We start from the raw sequence: 19,027 nt of genomic DNA, 5'->3' as shown, positions 1-19,027 counted from the left end.
GACTTGACGCCTGACACGGGCCGTCGGCGCAGCCTGGGGGGTAGCGCGCAGATAAGCGACACTGCGGACCGTCAACCCACGGGGGTCGAATGCTACAAGCGAGGGCGTATTTCGATGAAGTGAAGCAGACATAATCACATGGCCTGAGTTGCACAATGGTCAGAAAAGCCTAGGGCTCATGTCTTGCACAGAGGTGGTATCGGTGTATAGGCACCTCAACCGGCGTGCACCGACGACGCCTGTAAATACCTATACCTGGCCCCGTTAACCTGCGTGATAGCGTTTTTCATTGCCCGCCGGCACCCTCGGCGGGCGTGAAGGAACGTATGAATATGCAAACCGACAGCAGCCCCTTGCTCGCCAAGCTGATTGATCACTCACGTCCTCCCGCCCCCGGTCGGGACGATTTCAAGACCGCCCTGCGGCGCCTCAACCTCACCTCGGTATTGGACATCGTACGATTGTCCGAAAGAGCCTTTGCCGAGCAACTGGCAACGTACAACGATGACGATGCACACACGGTGTACCTCAAGGCCCAGAGCGCCGCCGCGCAACTGGAAACGCTATTTCGCGAACAGCAAGTCTCGTCCCCCCCTTCTTCACCGCGCAATAAACGCAGTCTCCCCCCCGAGACCAGCGCAACCTACCAGGCCTTGTTCAAGGAAAAGTGGGACCAGTTCTGCTCCAGTTCGTCGATTGCAGCGGTTGACTCACCGACTGCCTACCTGCGGGCGCTCTATTTGTTCGCCCAACAGCTGGAAGGAAACACCAAGGACGCAAACGCGCTCAAGCTGTCGCAGCGACGCCCGGAACTCAAAGACCAGGTGATCAACCAACATAGCGTTTCGGGCCAGGTTCCCATGTTGTCGATCGTCAACCAGATCTTGCTCAAAAATATCGCGCAGGCCAAAGAAGAAGATACCTATAGGGTACTGAGTGAAACCTGGTATCCGTTTTCTCTGCCCTATCATTTGCACCATCAGCAATGCCAACAGGGCCTGTCGGGCGACAAGCCGGCGTTGGGTGAGTTGAACTATCGCATCAGTCGCCAGTTACCTTTGGCGGGAGAAACCAGCACTTACGGGCAGGTCGGCGAACAGAACAACGAAGTCCAGTGTCAGTTATCGGGGTTGAGCCCTCAACAACAGAACATGCTGAAAAGTAGCTTGGTAACCCAAGCGGGCGCGAAAGGGTTCTATCACGCCTATTACAACTGGAAGACTGATCTGATCGGACCGGCAGAACTCACTGACTTTCTGAACCATACACAACTGGATGCCGACCAACTTCAGGCGCTGCTTGCACAACAGACTCAGTCACCGCGCCAATCGCCTAACTGCAAGCAAAACCCCGGCCTCACCTACGGTGCGTGTTACATCAACGGCACGACCACACCCGCTATCAGCCTGGACAACGCCAAGCTGACCCACGTTAGCCTTGAGCGCTTCGACAGGCTGCAACGCATGATTCGTCTACAGCGCTGGCTCGGCCTGCCTTTCGCGCAATTGGACACCCTGATAGTCAGCGCCATGCGCTGCGAAGGCCATCGCAACAGCACGCTGCTGATCACCCATAACACCCTCCGGTCGCTGGGGGTCTTTTGCTATTTGAGCAAACGCTACACGTTGCAAGCCGAAGAATTTGCCGCCCTGCTTCATCAGTTACCCGTCCATGCCTCAGGCGACCGCGTGTCATTGTTCGACCAGGTGTTCAATCGCACGGGTTCCGCCCTGCCCCCCCTGTATCTGGACAGCGCTACGTTCGACGGTACCACCCGGCAACAGCTCTGCGCTGGGTTGGGCCTGCAAGACACCCAGGATTCGCTTCAACTACTGATCACCCCCAACAAACCTGCAACCCGTACGATCGAGACGGTCAGCGAGATCTATCGGCAAGCGAGAGTCGCTCGCCTGTTCGGGTTATCGGTCGTGGAATGCCGACAGTTGGTGCAAATGCTCGGGAATGCGAACTTTCTCATGCAGCTGCGCAACCCAACGTTACGCAACAAACCGAAGGGCACGACTGACTTCCTCGACATGCTCATGCACCTGGAGTGGGCCAGCCGTTGGTTTAAAGAAAACGGCAGCAGCCTGGCGCTGCTCAGCCGCCAGCTATTGCTGGATCGCCAGGCCCAGGACCCGATCATCAATCAGCTATTGAAGGAGTTCGCCAGCTATGACCAAGCGTCTCTTTCCGAAGCGTTGCACCGGCTTGATCTTCCTCAGCAACCCGATGACGAAACAGTTCGTTTACCCGCCGTTGACTGGGAATCCTTGGCCTATGCGGCGCTGCAACGGATGCGTCCCAATAACAGCATCGAGATGGCGCTCGATCAAGTGCTCTCCTCCGTTGAAATCAGCACTATGCCTGTACGTACGACACATTTGATCAACCAAGCGAAATCTACACTCAACACACTGCTGGGCAAGGTGCGTGATGAGTTGTGGGCTTTATATCTACGCCTTAAAGAAATCACCCAAGCCATCCTCCATGAACCAAGCAATACCAACGGCTATCAAAAATACGACAATGACCACCATTTCCTGCGTTTATATGCCCCCGCTGCTTCGCCGCTGCAAACGCTCAGTTATCTGATACTGCGGTTACCTCACGCCGCCGATATTCTGCAACTGCCCCTCAGCCCACAAGCACTTCACCAGTTCCTGGTCAATCCGCACTGGCTCGCGAGCAAGTACAAGATGTCTTCGTTACTTGAACTCACCCCGTACAACCTCTACCTCATGCAGCAGTTCAAACATTGCCTACACCACTGCGGCCTGACGGAAGAGCAACTGCTCGACTACTTCGAACACGCCAATACCTTGGCCAACGGCGCTACGCAAAACACCAGTGAAGAAACGAACGAGCGTCTCGCTCAACTTTTAGGTTGGAATGCCAGTGAAATCGACGTCTTCTGCGACAAACTGAGACCTCCACGCATTACCTCAATGATGCGCCTGGACTGGGTGCTGCGCTGCCGCCAAGCCAGCATCGACACAGGCCTGCCTGCCAACATGCTGATCAAAGCCAGCGAACTGAAAGCCGACTCTACATTTGCTGACTGGAAGAGCGTCGGTGAGGCGATCACAAGTGCGTATTCATAACCCATCCACACCCTACTCACATTCGACCTGCTCAAGGATTGATCATGTCTCACCCGCTTAATCAACAGCTCAATGAAAGCCTGCGCGACGCCATGCTCGCGTACTACCTGACCTACAAGGTACCTACCGACTTAAAGGATAAGATCACCCATGTCGACGATCTTTACGAATACTGGCTGCTCGACGTACAAGTCAGCCAAGCCGTACCGACCAGCCCGGTAGCCTGTGCCATCTCCAGCCTGCAGCAGTACATCACGCGCATCCAACTCGGCCTGGAACCGGGCTATGAAAAGCAGGGCATGACCGCGCAACAGGACACCTTATGGCGCGAACAGTTGCACACCTACGCTCTCTGGAACGCCAACCAACAGTTGCACTATCACCCCGCCAACTACTTGGACCCGACATTACGGCGTGACAAGACCGACAGTTTTGAACACTTGGAAAACGACCTGAGCCAGTATCGAATTCAAGCGGATACCGTCACCACGGCGGTTCACAATTACCTGGCCAGGTTCGAGGAAACCGCCAACATACGCACGATCAACGGTTATATCGACGCCGACTTGAGCAAGCTGCATAGCGGCACCTATTACTTCGTCGGTAAATCGAGTTCCGAAAACACCTATTACTGGCGCTCCCTCGACCTGTCCAAGCGCGCAGGCTCGGTACTTTTTCAGGACGCCTGGTCAGACTGGGAGAGAATCAACTTGTCGGTCTCCGACGCCACCGCCGAGCAAAGTATCCGGCCGGTGTACTTCAATAACCGGTTATTTTTCATCTGGGCCGAATGCATCAAACCCGCCCCCACCAGTTCCGTCCCACCGGCGCAAACGGATTCAGAGGAAAAAAAACAGCTGACCGAATGGATCAACAGCCGCTACGTCAAGTTTCGCCTCAATTTTTCTTATAAAAAGCACGATGGCAGTTGGAGCGCACCCAAAGCCTGCATCGAGGAGCATTGCGCTACCGAAGACGTCAATACATTGACCTCTGCCTTTCTGAAAACCATTACGCAGACGGTAGCTATCGTCGACAGTAACGGCCCCCCGGTACTGTTTTTAAGTGTGCTGGCCACCAGCCGTAAAGACCCCAAACAGCAGGAGAACTTTATTGGCAAATTTTTCCAGGCTGTCCACGTCGACCAGTCCTTCAACATTACCACCATCGCCGATGGTGGCAGCCCCGAGCGCTACAGCGTGCTGCCCGGCTCACAGGTGGACGAAGAGATAAACCGACTCCTGGAACACTTCGATCCATCGCAGAAGACAAAAGTGCAGACTGTCGTTCAAGGCAAAGATCAAAGCGAGAGTGGGTACTACAGTGAGTTGCTGCCTGACACCGCCCGGCAATACCTCACGTTCTTTGCTCATAAAAACCAAGGTAACTTGCAGTTCAAGGTGACACCCCCAAACAAGCACTCGATTTCCCCCAGGGAAGAAACGATTACCGAAGACAACAACCATTGGAACTTTGGAAAAAATCGAGAAAAAATAAAAAACCCAGAAACAAGTGACGTCTCTTTTGATTCAAACACCAATGAACTCGTATTTACTTCCACCCTCAATCAAAATTTCCGGCAATCGTACAGCGTCACATTAACAAAAGAAGCCCCTAAGGACATTAGCATCATACTGATAGTAGACGACGCACTGGATGATCCGAAAGCCACTCAGCTCAAACTGACCAGCGAGTCTAAAATTACCGGCCCAACAGACGCGTTAAAAACTGATTTTTACGCTATTTATTTTAAAAACACGGCCACGCATGACGAGTTCCCCAACGCTGTACATATCAAAAACGGGTTACTCATTAACGCTAAGTCCAAAGACGGGAACACCGTCTCACTCGAAGATCATTATATCGACAAGAATGCGTTCATCAGTTTATACACAAGTACAAAAAACTCCATCCAGGTCGCCCTTGACCGCTACAGCAAATACCCAGACGCAAACAAAAAGACGTCGCTGCATGCACAAAATACGTTGACCATCAAAAGGCCCAACGTGCGCACATCTAATTTACGTGCCTATAAGCACATCATTATGAGAGCCAATTTTACAGACTATCCATTCACCGAAAAAATCAATGCCAACTCGCATCAAATCATCAACTATCAGGACACTGTCCACGAAAGCCTCACCGGATCAAAACCCGAATTACCCAGCGGGCATCGGGTCACGGCGCGGATTCCAGTGACCACGGAGGAAATAACGTCGGGCATTACCCTGATACACGGGGTGGTGACGCTTGAGCCTGCCAAAGAAGACGGCTCGACAATTCTCGGCTATACCCTGAAAGCGACCACCTTGAAGCTGGCCCCTTCCACCTCTGACACAACGCTCAATCAACAACTGGCGCCGACGATCAAAAGACAGACGTCGGAAAAACTCGGCACCGCCGAATTTATTGATTTCCCAACGAGCACCTCAACCCCGCCTGCCGACACGCCCCCCCGCCTTCGCATGAATACCTGTTTTGCCGGCAATCTGGTCAAAGCGGCCAATGTCAGCCTTGAGCATTTGTTTTCGTTAACGCCGAAAACGTGGCAAGAACCTCCACTCACGCCAGGTGGAGCAGCAGAGGACATTGACTTTAACGGGGCTCACGGCAAGTACTTCTGGGAGCTGTTCCTGTACGTGCCCTGGCTGGTTGCCCACCGCCTGAATCAGGAGCAGCAGTATGTCGAAGCCCAAGCCTGGCTCAAACACATCTTCGACCCAGGGCGATTGGCCGATACGGCCAGCGAGCGCCCTGCATTTTGGGGGTTCAACGAGCTCGTTCGTACGGGTCCGCTCCCCGGTTCAGTCACTCACGACCCACATAAACTGGCGATTCGCTCACCGGTGCATTTTCGCAAAGCAATCTACCTGCTTTATCTCGACATACTGCTCAATCGTGGCGATGCAGCCTATCGGCAACTCACCCCCGACAGCCTGACCCAGGCCAAACTCTGGTACACGCGAGCCAATCACTTTCTCGGGCCACGCCCCCGCGTCACCACCACTGAACCGTGGGATGAAATCACCCTCGAAAGTTTGACGACGAGCCGCTCTAAAGCCCTGGTAGAACTGGAGCAAGAAAACCCACCAATCAATGTCAACCCTGCGACCGAAAGCACCGCACTGGCTTCGCTCACGGACACCGATAATCTGTGCCTACCCTTCAATACCGATCTGGTGGCGCGCTGGGACAAGCTCGAAAGTCGCCTGCATAACCTGCGCTACAATCTCGATATCACTGGCAAACCCTTGCGCCTGTCGCTGTACGCAACCCCGCTCTCACCTCTGAAACTGTTGGCCAGCCGCAGCAGCGGTGCCTTCGGCGAAGGAGGCGCGGCGCCGTTCATTGACGCGCAAGTCGGCCATTATCGCTTCCAGATCATGCTGGGCCACGCGCTCACGGCAACCGAGGCGGTGATTCAATTCGGCAACACGGTGCTGAGCCTGATTGAGCGCAAGGAACAGGCTGAATACCTGGAGTTGCAGCAACAACAAGCCTGGGACTTGGCCAATATCGTCGTCACCCAACAACACCAGGCATTGTTGCTCGACGAGAAAAACCGCCAGGCACTCGGCGCCAGTCGTAGCATGATCGAATCCCGGATGCGCCACTACGAACGCCTGCTCACCGAAGGCATCAGCCCCGCAGAAGCACACGCAGGCCAACTCTACCTGATCAGTAGCGGATTCGAGGCCGCAGGTTCCGCCGCCGCCGCAGCGGCCGGCATCGCGATGATCGCGCCGAACATCTTCGGTACGAGTACCGGCGGGTCGCGCTGGGAGGGCCCGTTTTATGCAGCCCAAGCCTTGGCCCAAGGCGTCGCGACAGTGTTGCGGGGCACTGCCGCAGACCTGGACCGTTCCGAGCAATTCAACCGTCGGGAGCAAGAGTGGGCGCATGCCCAGGATCAGGCCCGACTCGAATTGGCACAGGTCGATGCCCAGTTACAAGCCTATGCCGAGCAGGAAAAAGCCACGCGCCTGCAATTACGCCTGGCCGAGACCTCCCTGGCCCAGGCCTGGTCGAACTATCAATTGCTGGCCAAGCGCTTTACCAGGGCACAACTGTATGACTGGCTCAATGTACAACTGAGCAAGTTCTACTACCAAGTCTATGACCTGAGCCTTTCCCTGTGCCGCACCGCGCAAGCGTGCTGGCAGTACGAAGTCGCAGACTATGCGAGCACGTTTATCCAGCCCGGTGCCTGGAACAATAACTACCGCGGCTACCTGGCGGGTGAGGCCCTGAAGCTGTCGCTGTTGAAGATGAATGCGGCCTATGTGGACCATAACGTGCGGGACCTGGAGATCGTCAAGACCATCTCCCTGCGTCATCGCATGATCGATTGCAAAGTCTCCACACCTACAACAGACACAACCGGCACTCAATCATCGAGTACACAAAACACATGGGCCGAGCATAAACGACAACTGGTCGATAACGGCACGCTGTGCTTCAAGTTGCCCGAGGCTCTGTTTGAAGAGGATTACCCCCACCACATCCTGCGGCGAATAAAAGGCATCAGCGTGTCGTTGCCCGCGACGCTAGGCCCCTATGAGGACATCAAGGCGATACTGACCCAAACCCATAACGAAATCGTATTGCCCGCAGGCGAGCGGCGCCGCGACATGCGTGCCCATCAGCAAATCGCACTGTCCACAGGCCTGGATGACAACGGCCTGTTCACCCTCAACTTCGAGAGCCACGATCGCTACTTGCCCTTCGAATACACCGGGGCCATTTCCAACTGGACCCTGGAATTCCCCAATCACAGCCGGCAAGAAGCCGTACTCCAATCGATCAACGATATCGTCATTCACCTGCGTTACACCGCCAGGGTGCCAGTTGCCAGCGGGGGTAAGGTATGAACGACGATACGCCCAACCTCCAAGTCAATACCCCGGCCCTGCCCAAAGGCGGCGGTGCCATTCAAGGCACCGGCAAAGGCTGGGGCGATGTCGGCGCCAGCGGTATGGCCACCTTTGAGATTCCCTTGCCGATCTCTCCCGCGCGCGGTTACGCGCCGGCCATGTCGCTGGCCTATCAAAGCGGCGCTGGCAACGGCCCCTTCGGATTGGGTTGGGGGATACCCCTGCCGGCTGTCAGCCGGCGTACCTCCCATGGTGTGCCGGCCTACACGGAGCACGACGTACTGGTAGGCCCCGACGCGCAAATATGGCTACCCGAACGCGACGCCGAAGGTGCGATCGTCAGCCGCGCCGCGACCTCCTTCAATGGTTTGCCACTGACCATCGCCTACACGGCCACCCGGTACTTTCCCCGGGTCGAGAGCCATTTCGACCGTATCGAGCACTGGCACTCGGCAACCGATGCTGCAGGCTTCTGGTTGATACAAAGTGCCGATGGCAGTCAGCACTTTTACGGGAAGACCCCATTGGCCCGAATTGCCGATCCGGACCACCCGCACCATGTGGCGCAATGGTTGTTGCAGGAAAGCCTGAATACCCACGGCGAACACATTTATTATCACTACAAAAAAGAAACTGACTCCTCACGCTACCCGAGGGACTGTCGAGCCCAGCGTTACCTGGAGCGCGTCTGCTACGGCAACTTCACCGCCGAGGAGCAGGAACAACTCTACCTTTGGAAGACCGACGATGAGCCGGGCATGGGCTGGCACTTTCAGTTGCTCTTTGACTATGGCGAACGTGACCTTGAGCTGGATAAGCGGCCGACGTATCAGAAAATCCGGGAGTGGCCGACACGACCCGATCCTTGCTCGGATTTTTCGTTCGGCTTCGAGCTACGCACCCTGCGCTGTTGCAACCAGATTCTGATGTTTCACCACTTCCCCAAGGAAGCGCAAATGGGCACCGACCCGGTGCTGGTCAAACGTCTGCTGCTGGAATACCGCGCGCCCACCCATGTCAGCCTGTTGATTGGGGTCCATGAGCAGGCCTTCGACAGCTCGGGCAATAGTGTGAGCCGCCCGCCGCTGGAGTGTTTTTACCAATCGAGCCAGCTCAAGGTAGACAAGAGCGGCTATAAGCCCTTCAGTTCGCTGCCCGGGCTGCATGACAGCGATCGCTATCAACTGGTCGATCTGTATGGCGAAGGCATACCGGGTGTGTTGTATCGCGCTGACAAGAGTTGGTACTACCGTGAACCGCTCAGGCCGCAGCACACGAAAACCAGCGACGAGGTGATTTACGGCGCGGCCCAGGAGTTGGCGCGGGTGCCGGTCGCCGACAGCAGCCGGCCCATCCACCAGGCGCTGGCCGATGTGGACGGCGATGGCCGTTTGGACTGGCTGGTTGCCCACCCAGGAATGAATGGCTTTTTCAGCCTGGATGAACAGCGTAACTGGTCAGCCTATACGTCGTTCGATGCATTCCCCTCGGAGTTCTTCCACCCCCAGGGCATCCTCGCCGACTTGATGGGGACGGGACGCCCTGACGTTGCCATGATCGGCCCCCGTAGCGTACGCCTGTATGCCAATCGCCGAAGAAAAGGCTTCGAACCCGCCATTGAGGTGCCTCATAAGCTCGATGACGTCTTGCCGATCGTTTCCGCCTCGCCTAACGAGCTGGTGGCGTTCAGCGATGTACTCGCCACGGGCCAACAGCATCTGGTGCGTATCCGGCATGACGAAGTGAAATGTTGGCCGAACCTGGGTCGAGGCCGCTTTGCCCGAGGGTTTGTGTTGGCTACGTTGCCATTGCGTTATGAAACGTTCAAGCCGGCCAATGTACTGCTCGTCGACCTCAATGGAGGTGGCGCTACGGACTTGCTGTATTTGAGCGCCGCCCACCTGTGGATTTTCCTCAATAAAGGCGGCAACGGTTTCGAGGCGCAGGCGATCAAGGTCCCGTGGCCAGAGGGTGTGCAGTATGACGACCACTGCCAGGTCAACATCGTCGACGTGAGCGGCCGGGGCTGCCCTAGCCTGATCCTGACCGCCGCCCACCAGACCCCCATCCATTGGCGCTACGACTTTTTCAGCCACAAGCCCTGGCTGCTCATACGCACCGACAACAACATGGGCGCCCAGGCGGCGATCAAATATCGCAGCAGCGCCCAGGAGTGGCTGGACGAAAAACGCGAGCTGCATGCCAAGGGCCAGCCCGCTATCAGCCAGTTACCCTTTGCGCTGCTGCTGGCCAGCCAACAAACCCAACGAGACGAAATTACCGGCAACCAGCTGACCCAGCGCGTGAGCTATCGTCAGGCTTATTACGACCGTGTGGACCGCAAGTTTCGTGGCTTTGGGCTGTTGCTGCAAACCGACACCGACAGCCGCAAAGACGCCCCTCACGCGCCGGGTTCAAGCGCTCCCGTGCTCAGCAAAACCTGGTTTCATACCGGGCGATCCCTTGACATGCCCTGCCTCGGCCAGAGCACTCACGACCCGAACGCCAAGGCTCCCGGCCGCACGCTGGTCAGCCGCTACAGGGGGACAGCTGGGGCACAACCGCTGGATCATCATGACGACTTGATCAGCGACCCCGCACCGGCGCTGGCACGCGACGTGGCCCGTGCACTCAGTGGCGCGGTGCTGCGGGTCGAAGTGATGGCAGCAGACCCGGCGCAAGACGCCGTGCCCTACTCGGTCAAACACCAGCGGTATCTGGTCCGTGAACTGGCCCCCGCCAGTGCTCATACGCCCTACCCCCGGTTGCTGCCATTAGCGCTGGAGTCGATCAGCTATCAATATGAAGGCGTGGAAAACGATCCCGTCTGCCAGCACCAGATCAATCTGCGCTGGGATGCCTATGGTTACCTGGTGCATAGCGTGACCCTGCATTATGCCCGCCGTACCACCACCGACAGCCCGCCGCCCGCCGTGCTGGTGGATGAGCACCAGCAGCGCTGGTGGCACGATACCCATGACAACGCGCAACAATTCTATTACCTGAGCGAAACGCTGGCGCAGCCCATTCATCTGGACGACGCACAGCAGTGGTGCCTGGCCTTGCCCTACCGCCAACGAGACAACGCCCTGGTGCTCGGCAAGGCGCCGGCGCCTGGCGGGCTGGACCCTGCGCGTATCGCCTATGAGGTGTTCATCGATACCAGCGTCGGGCCGTTGGCCGCAGGGGCCAGCCGCACCCTGAGCGGCTTGTCGCTGCAGTACTACCGGCAGGCCGGTAGCTCCGGTAAAACCCTGGAGCCTGGCGTCGCCACCGTCCAGGCATTGACTGACTATCTGGAAATCGCCGAGCTGGATGACCAGGCCATAAGTGCCTACAACGACATTCCGGCCATGCCCAACCAACCCAAGGTGGACCTGGTGCAAAAGCTCACCGACAGCGGCTATCACACCATGGAGTTGTTTTTTCTATTCGACGGCGAGGTGCCGCCCAAGGAAAACCGACTGTGGTCGATTCGCCGGCACTTTCCCCGCTATGGCAAGGCCACCCAGTTTTATCGGATAAGGGCGCTGCGGGCCACCGAGGCCCATGGCGAAACAAAGCTCACCTATGACCCCTACACGTTGCAAACCGTGCGCGTAAAAATGCCCGACGATTGTGTAACCAAGGCCGAATACGACTATCGATTGCTGCTGCCGATAAAAATCGTCGACCCCAATGGCACTATTCAAGAAGCGCTTTATGACGGTTTTGGGCAGTTACTCGCCAACACCTTTTACGGCCACGAACAAAGCCTCAGAGTGGGCTTCGCCGCCCTGGAAAGCTACCGCCCGCGCAAAAATGTAACGCCCGCATTGGCCATCGAACAGGCGCAAAGCGTGCTGCAAGACATGGCCAGCGCGCACTGCTACGCGCCTTTCAGTTGGATGGGCAGCATCGACTTGGCTCTGGTCAAGCCCGAGTGGATTACCAAGGGGTATCTGCTCCCCAGCGGGCATATCCGCATGAGCGCGCGATCGCGGCTGAGTGGTGCTCGCCAGCCCCTCAGTGACAGTGCAAAACAACTCAAGGCGTTGATCGATGAGGCCAGCCGTACGCCGGTACATGGGCTCATATTGCAAGCTGACCGCTACCCCGGCGATGCCGAACAACAGATTCGCATGACCCTGACCTGCTGGGATGGCTTCGGCCGCTCATTGCAGACCAAGCAGAAGACCGAACCAGGCCCGGCCCATGCGGTCGACGACAAGGGCAACCTGTTGGTCGACGAACTGCCGGATGCAAACGCCACTTTGAAGAAACAGCTGCGCCAAGTGCAAGCCGACCCCCGCTGGCGCATCAGCGAGCGTGTCGAATACAACAACAAGGGCTTGGTCATTCGCGTCTACCGCCCCTACTTCGCCGACAAGCACACCTACGTCAATGATCAATCCATGCGCGAGTTGGGCCACAGCGACCAACAGTTCTACGACCCTCTCGGGCGCCCGACAAAGACACTGACCGCAGGAGGATTTATGCGGCGTAACACCTATTGGGCCTGGTACACCGTCAATGAGGACGAAAACGACACTTATGCAGAGCTGAACTCCGACAACATACTGACTGATACCCCCTAAAGACCTGGGTATCTACAGAACTTTTGCTCCTGCGCCAGACCTGTAGCGGTCTGGCCCCTCCAACGTGAGCCGTTCAAATGTGTGTGTGGCTTGCCTGCAAAGGCAGCCTTGAAGCCGACTGGGATGTTGAATGGGCCGCAGCGACGACCCATTCATGTTCTTGTCAGGATCGCCGGGCTGCGCCCCATCGCGACGCCAAGGTTGTATACCCGCGCCTGGCAAACGTTACGAAAAAGCCGCGCCATTCGGTCAATGATGCAATCACGCCGCGGGCCGCCATGACAATTGTTCGAGTGGTCCGGCCTTGAGCGGCCTGTGGCAGGCCCGTCAGCGCAACGGCCAATGCCTCGACACCGGACGCGGCCCAGTGCGTCCACACCTGATTGAACATTCTGCTCAGCCCACCGTGCGCCGTCGCGACAGGATCCGGCAGCTGTACGGTTTGGCCATGGGGATCGTGGACGGCGGTCCGGTGACCGCCACGCATCATCGTTCCCATCGCCCCATCGTAGGCTTCTATTGCAGGTGAGACATTGGGTTGCATCAGCGCAGGCACTTCCCCGCCATAAACAGCGTTGGCCACGGTAGCAAGGGCATAGGCGGCCGTCGCTCCGGCGGTGCGCGTGACCCTGCCGCGCAGGGGCGTGCTGCCCCAGGAGATGCCGGTACCGTGCCCACGAAGGACCTGCTGCACCAGTTCTCTGGAGAGCGCGCGCACATGTCCGCCCAACCGCTGGACCGCCACCGGGTCCCAGCTGTGCTCGGCTTGATCACCTATCGAGTCGCCATGCATGGCATACCCCATACCCGCGGCACCTGCAAAAATAGCACCGATCTGTGGCGCATATCGCGTCCAGTTACCGGCGATACCGGTGCTCATATGTGCCGTGGACACTGCATCCAGCACCGCAACGGTAAGGCGCAAGATTTGGTTGCGTTGTGCCGTGGGCTGGACGGTACTGAAGACCGCCAGATCGACGCCCGTCGCAATTGCATTGGCGATATAGGTGGATAAACCATCGCGAATCGCTGCCGCCGAGGCCGGTTGTATCCTCGGGCGCATAACCCTACCTATATTCGCGAGCCTGCGGCTGATGGAAAGCCTGCGTATTTGTTTATCCTGCGACTCCTCCAAAGCCGGTGTGGCAGCCAGCCCTTGCGCATCGACCTTGCTAACCGGATTACCGCCAACCATGGCGTACAGATTCAAACCATCGGCATCGCCGATCGGGTCCGGGCTGATCCATCGGCATAACCACGGTGCGTAATACCTGAAGCCGTAGTAAGACAACCCACTGGCATCGCGCTCCTTGCCCGAGTAACGGATGAACCTGTAACTCGCCTCGCTGGCATTCTTCGCCGCCCACCAGGCAGTCCCGCCGTAGGGGTAATAACTTTCCTGGCTGAGCAGTTGCGCCTGCTCGCCCAGTTCCAGGCTGCTGCTGCCCAAGTGGTCCGACAAGCCGTAACGGATCTGCGCGTCCTGGCGCCCCCCCGAAGGGTGGCGATCCCAAAGCAGGACGCGCACCGTGGTCGTACCAGCATTAAGGTTGAGTACATTCAGCTGCTCACCCGTTGCGCTGTCATGCCGTATTTCCAGCCCCGGCAAGTAGCGCACCTCGGCCCTATGCAGCACGCCCCGGGCCTGGGAGACCCGGCGCTTGAGGATGCGCTGGCCCGTGGCATCGTAGGCGTAACGTTCTTCATCGTCGTTGCCGCCCTCGCGCCGCACCTGCGTGAGGCGCACCAGTTGATTGCGCACATCCCAGCCCATCTTGTGATCGCCTGCCAACGCTTGCAGATTGCCGTTGCGGTCAAAGCCCTGGCCCAACCCCGGCGCAGCCTTTCCATCAGCCTGCGGCAGAAAATGATTGCTGCCCGCGGCCACGCTCATCTGCCGCGTGAAGCCCGTGCCGCTGCTGGGCACATGTTGCAACTCAAGCATATTTCCGGCGGCGTCATAGCTGAACCGCTGGGTGTAGCGACGCCATACGCTGTCGTCAGTCGAGCCGAACGTCACACTCGCTGGTAACGCCGGGCCTCCAGTGTTGCCGGCGGTTTCGCGGCCGGTGGCCTTGGTCAGTTGCGATAACGTGTCGTACTCATAAAGGCTGGTCGAACTGATTCGGGTGTTGCTGGACCATTGCGTCGGCTGGGCAAGGTCATCGATCCGCACGACGTTGCCAACGCCGTCATACTCGTAGCGCAGGTCTTGCAGCGCTGCGCCCGGTCGCGCGGGCAGATGGGCAGTCATTTGCCGCAAGCGACCATCGAATTCACGGTAGTGCATGGCACGCACAACGCCGTTGCCGGCGCGTTCGCTGAGCACCTGACCCGCTGCGTTATAGTGCCGCTGGCCCAGTACCTGCGTACGCTCGCCGCCCCTGGGCGTCACAAAGATGCTCGCCGGCTGGCCGTCAATGCCGTAGGCGTAGTCGAAGCGATTGCCCTTGGCGTCCGTGTGATGCAGGCGCTCACCCAGCGCGTTGAACCCAATGGATGTCTGGAATATCTCGGGCTCCAGGAGCACCTCGCGTTGTGCGTACAGCTGCGGCCAATCCAGCGCGGCATCCGCCTGCCGGAAGCGTCGGGTCTGCTGAGCAACTTCTGCGTGCACCCCATACCGCTCGTGGAACAACGAGCCGCCGCCGTCATCGTGGCGAACCACCCGGCCGCAGCGGTTGCGCGCCGCCTCTTCGTTCGAAGATGCAGCATAGGCAAGACGCTCGACGCACAACGCTTGCCCGTCACTGGCCGCCTGCTCGAAGACCGCCACCGGCCGCAGATATTGATCGTAGCGATGAGCCTGGTGAGCGCCCCGCCCATCCCATTCTTCCAGTAACTGCCCAGCCTCCCCCATCAGCGTCAGCCGCCAGCCGGCATCCACGCTGTCGGTGCGCAACGCTTGTCCACCAAGGCTATAGACCGTGCGTTGATTGGGCGCGGTGTCAGGCTGTGAGCGTGACAACTGCAACAAACGTGGGTCCCACTGTTCAATCATCAAGCCCGTACTGCCATACACCTGACGATGAATGCGCATCTGCGGTTCAACCTCTGTGCTTGAACGGTGGTAATCGATGTTACGAACAATTAACCCACGCGGGTCGACTGCGACCAGGGACGGCGTGTTTCGATGGATGGAATCAGACATGACCTCAGGACCTTATTGCTGAACAAGTAGTCCTGAGAGCCTAGGGATGAGGGGATGAGAAAGGTGGTGCTGGAGGATGCTTTTGTGTATCCAGTTACTGGCATCGCCCCGACCCGCTCACGTGTCAGCGTGCCGCCCGCCCTGACACCCTCGGACGGCTGGGCTTGTAGCGACGCCAAGCGGACGCGTTTGACTCCCAAGGCGCGTCGACCCGTTGTTGGTGTCGATAGAACGTCACGCGGCCTGCCAGTTGCAGACGATGCCGATAAAGCCAGCGCAGCTCGGAGGCCGTGGCAGATACCCCTTGCTTGCTGACGACGGCTCCTATGTCCAAATTGTCGAGAGCGAAATGGACCATCGCCGCACTTTGCGGGCTAGTCAAGGTTTCCAAAGCCGATTTGCTGCTTCGAGTGACGATTTTTTGCTGAATGGCCAATAGGTCTGTGCCAACGTGTTGGCGAGCCGTCGCCTCGAGTGAATACCTGCCTGCGGCAAGATCACTGACAAACCTCCTCGCGAATTGCTGGTTGCAAGAAGTTGACGTACAACCTGAATATTTCGAAACAATGCCCTCGTAAAACGGCCGGACGCCGACCGAAAGCTGCTCAATGAGCTCGGCCTTGAGTTCGTTAGCTTTCGCTGGGTCATGTGGATCTTGCGTCAAGTCGCTGAATAGCTCCGCATTCACGTTGCGAAATGCAGAGAAGGCGCGAACGGGAGGCGCCAGCCCGGCAGTCCAGCGCTGCAGTTCCGCGCCTGAAAAATAGGCCACCATCGCATCCCCGCGCGCGCTCAGCTTCGACCAGAAACTCCTGTAGGCAGCAACCGTCGCGGCCAAGCCAAAGAGAATATCGCCTCGACCGGGTTGGAATTGCTCGCCAAACGTCGTTTGCGTGCCATCGGCATCCCTGAACCCTACGGGATTGCCCCGGGCCATCGCATACAGGTTCAAGCCGTCCACATCGCCCATCGGGTCCGGGCTTATCCAGCGCTGCAACCACGGTGCGTAATAACGCGCACCGTAGTAGTACAGGCCCGTGGCGTCGCGTTCCTTGTCGGAGTAACGGCGAATCTTAGGGTGCCCCCGAACGATATTGCTGGTTGCCCACCACGCCGTTGCGCCATAAGGATAGTAATGCTCCTGGCTCAACAAGCGAGCCTGCTCGTCCAGTTCCAGCGCACAGCTCTTGAGGTGATCCAGAATGCTGAATCGCAGTGAGTGGGTACTCATCTCGCTGGGTTTGCCCGACTCCCATTGCACCACGGTGACTCGCCCACCGCCCGTATCAATGTCCAGCACATTGAAGCGCTGTGCCCTTTGCTTGTGTACTTGCAGGCCCGGCAGGTAATAGGTTTCCTGGGTGTAAGGTTTTGCACGAGCCTCACGGCTGCGAACCTTGAGTGCGCGCAGGCCTTGACTGTCATACAGGTAACTCTCCACGTCAGGGTCACCGTTCTCACGCTGTACCTGGGTGGTGTAGGTCAATTGATTGCGCACATTCCAGGCCGCCTGCTGTGTGCCGTCGAGCGACAACTGATTGCCATTGGCATCGAACGCCCCATCCCATTGAACCTGCCGCCCTTGCGCTACGGGCACGGCGCGGTTCGTGAGCGCCGCCACTTGCATTTCGCGGGTATAGCCTGTGCCGCTGGAGGGCACGTGTCGAAGGCGCGTCAGATTGCCCGCACCATCATAGGCATAATGCTGGGTGTAATTGCGCCAGAGCCCCTGATCCGTCGCCCCGAACTGAACCTGCGTTGGCAAAGCCCGGCCCCCGGCATTGGCGCTATTTTCCCGACCGCTGGCCTGGATCAACTGATAAAGCGTGTCGTACTGGTAGCGATTAACCGCATCAATCCGGGTGTTGCTGTGCCATCGAGTCGGTTGCGCCAGGTCGCTGAGGCTGAGGATGTTGCCGACCGGATCGTACTCATATACCAGCTGCTGCAGCGGCGTGCCGGCCTGCCCTTGGCGGTACACCTCAAGTTGCTGCAAACGACCGTCGTGCTCGGCGTAACGGGCGACTTTGGTAACGTTATTGCCCGCCCGTTCGGACACGACTTGGCCGCTGGCGTTGTACACCCGCTGATTCATCAACACTTGGCGCTCGCCGGTCTTGAAGATCAGCAGCATTTCCAACACCCAGCCCTGTTGCCCATAGCGCCACTGTAGGCGGTTGCCCTTGGCATCTATCTGCTCCAGCATTGCACCCAGCGCATCGTAACGCCAGGTGGTGGTATAGGCCTGGCGTTCCGTTAGCAGATCCTGTGCCTCATCGCTGTTTGGCCAGTCGACCAGAGCAATATCGGCGCGAAACCGTCTGGTTTGCTTGATGACGCGTTGATCGATCGCGTACGCCTCCACCAGCAGCACACCCGCCGGGTCCGCATGGCGAATCAACCGTCCACAGCGATTGCCGACGACCTCGGCCGAGATTGCGGGCGCGTACGTCATACGCTCGACACAACGGGGTGACGGGTCCTCTGCAGATTGTTCGAACACCGCCACAGGGCGCAGCAAATGGTCATAGTGAAACGCTTGAAGGGCGCCGCGCGAGTCCCAGCTGTGCAACCGCTGCCGCGCTGCACCGTACATGACCAAACGCCAACCGGCATCCATACTCTGGGTTCGCACGGTTTCACCCGACAGGCTGTAAAGGTTCGATTGCGCCGCCACCCCGGTCGAGCCAAGGGCGAACTGACGTGGGTCCCACTGTTCAAGCAAAAAACCACTGGCACTCAACACCTGGCGATTGACCCGCGCCTGAGGGGAGTCCGCGAGCGTTGCACGATGATACTGCACAGTGCGCACGGCTAACCCGCGAGGGTCAATGGCCGTCAAGGTAGGCGTATTTCGATGTAGGGCGTTAGACATGAATTCGTGACCTGTTTTGCACTAAGGTCAACAAATCCTAGAGGTACCGGCCTCGATAAAGGGGTATAAAAAGTAGCCTTGTGTAACCAGATTCTGGCACTACCTGTCGAGACCAGCAGGCTTGGCACCTGCTGGCCTCAAAGGTTTTCAGTGCCCGCCGGCGCAGGTCGGCGAGGCCGGGGCTGCGTCGATTTTCGCCCATTCCTCAGGCGTGTAGGTATGCAGCGCCAACGCATGAAATTCGCTCATCAGGTCACCCAGGGTGGCGTAGACCTTCTGGTGGCGCTTGACGCGGTTGAGCCCTTCGAACTGCGGGCTGACCAGCACGGCCTTGAAGTGGGTCTGCAACCCACGGCTGTGCATGTGGCTTTCATCCAGCACACTCAAGTGTTCCGGGCCCAGGGCGGCGAGCGCCGTTTCGATACGCTGTTGCATGGTCATTGCTG

The 19,027-nt window shown here is 58.1% G+C and carries 6 protein-coding genes; 3 read left to right on the top strand and 3 right to left on the bottom strand.

Features of this window, described 5'->3' with window-relative positions:
- The first annotated feature begins 332 nt into the window (after positions 1-332).
- Genes TK42_RS05130 through TK42_RS05120 form a run of 3 tightly spaced genes read left to right on the top strand, consistent with a single transcriptional unit; the run spans position 333 to position 12,555 of the window.
- On the top strand, positions 333-3,104 hold the full coding sequence (locus tag TK42_RS05130) for a Tc toxin subunit A (protein WP_256584517.1): 2,772 nt from the start codon (positions 333-335) through the stop codon (positions 3,102-3,104).
- 44 nt (positions 3,105-3,148) lie between these two features.
- Entirely contained in the window at positions 3,149-7,975 is a 4,827-nt protein-coding gene (locus tag TK42_RS05125; protein WP_103733724.1) for a neuraminidase-like domain-containing protein, read from the top strand.
- On the top strand, positions 7,972-12,555 hold the full coding sequence (locus TK42_RS05120) for a SpvB/TcaC N-terminal domain-containing protein (protein ID WP_103733723.1): 4,584 nt from the start codon (positions 7,972-7,974) through the stop codon (positions 12,553-12,555). Before TK42_RS05125 ends, TK42_RS05120 begins: the two co-directional genes overlap by 4 nt.
- A 163-nt stretch (positions 12,556-12,718) precedes the next feature.
- Here the strand turns inward: TK42_RS05120 and TK42_RS05115 are convergent, their stop codons facing one another.
- The 3 genes from TK42_RS05115 to TK42_RS05105 all read right to left on the bottom strand — a co-directional run bounded on the left by TK42_RS05115 (position 12,719) and on the right by TK42_RS05105 (position 19,022).
- Entirely contained in the window at positions 12,719-15,706 is a 2,988-nt protein-coding gene (locus TK42_RS05115; protein ID WP_103733722.1) for an RHS repeat-associated core domain-containing protein, read from the bottom strand.
- A 124-nt stretch (positions 15,707-15,830) separates the two neighbouring features.
- Entirely contained in the window at positions 15,831-18,581 is a 2,751-nt protein-coding gene (locus TK42_RS05110) for an RHS repeat-associated core domain-containing protein (RefSeq protein ID WP_103733721.1), read from the bottom strand.
- A 147-nt stretch (positions 18,582-18,728) separates the two neighbouring features.
- Complete coding sequence (locus TK42_RS05105) at positions 18,729-19,022, bottom strand: BolA family transcriptional regulator (protein ID WP_032880157.1); 294 nt, start codon at positions 19,020-19,022, stop codon at positions 18,729-18,731.
- Between the last annotated feature and the right edge of the window lie 5 nt (positions 19,023-19,027).

The sequence above is a fragment of the Pseudomonas sp. GZJR-8 genome (assembly GCF_002916705.1).
GTDB lineage: Bacteria > Pseudomonadota > Gammaproteobacteria > Pseudomonadales > Pseudomonadaceae > Aquipseudomonas > Aquipseudomonas synxantha_A.
The sequence above is the reverse complement of the archived record's forward strand: the minus strand, read 5'-3'. Positions and strand labels throughout refer to the sequence as shown.

Coding starts and splice junctions, on each gene's coding strand:
- TK42_RS05130 (WP_256584517.1), top strand. CDS start 333: ATGCAAACCGACAGCAGCCCCTTGCTCGCCAAGCTGATTGATCACTCA.
- TK42_RS05125 (WP_103733724.1), top strand. CDS start 3,149: ATGTCTCACCCGCTTAATCAACAGCTCAATGAAAGCCTGCGCGACGCC.
- TK42_RS05120 (WP_103733723.1), top strand. CDS start 7,972: ATGAACGACGATACGCCCAACCTCCAAGTCAATACCCCGGCCCTGCCC.
- TK42_RS05115 (WP_103733722.1), bottom strand. CDS start 15,706: ATGTCTGATTCCATCCATCGAAACACGCCGTCCCTGGTCGCAGTCGAC.
- TK42_RS05110 (WP_103733721.1), bottom strand. CDS start 18,581: ATGTCTAACGCCCTACATCGAAATACGCCTACCTTGACGGCCATTGAC.
- TK42_RS05105 (WP_032880157.1), bottom strand. CDS start 19,022: ATGACCATGCAACAGCGTATCGAAACGGCGCTCGCCGCCCTGGGCCCG.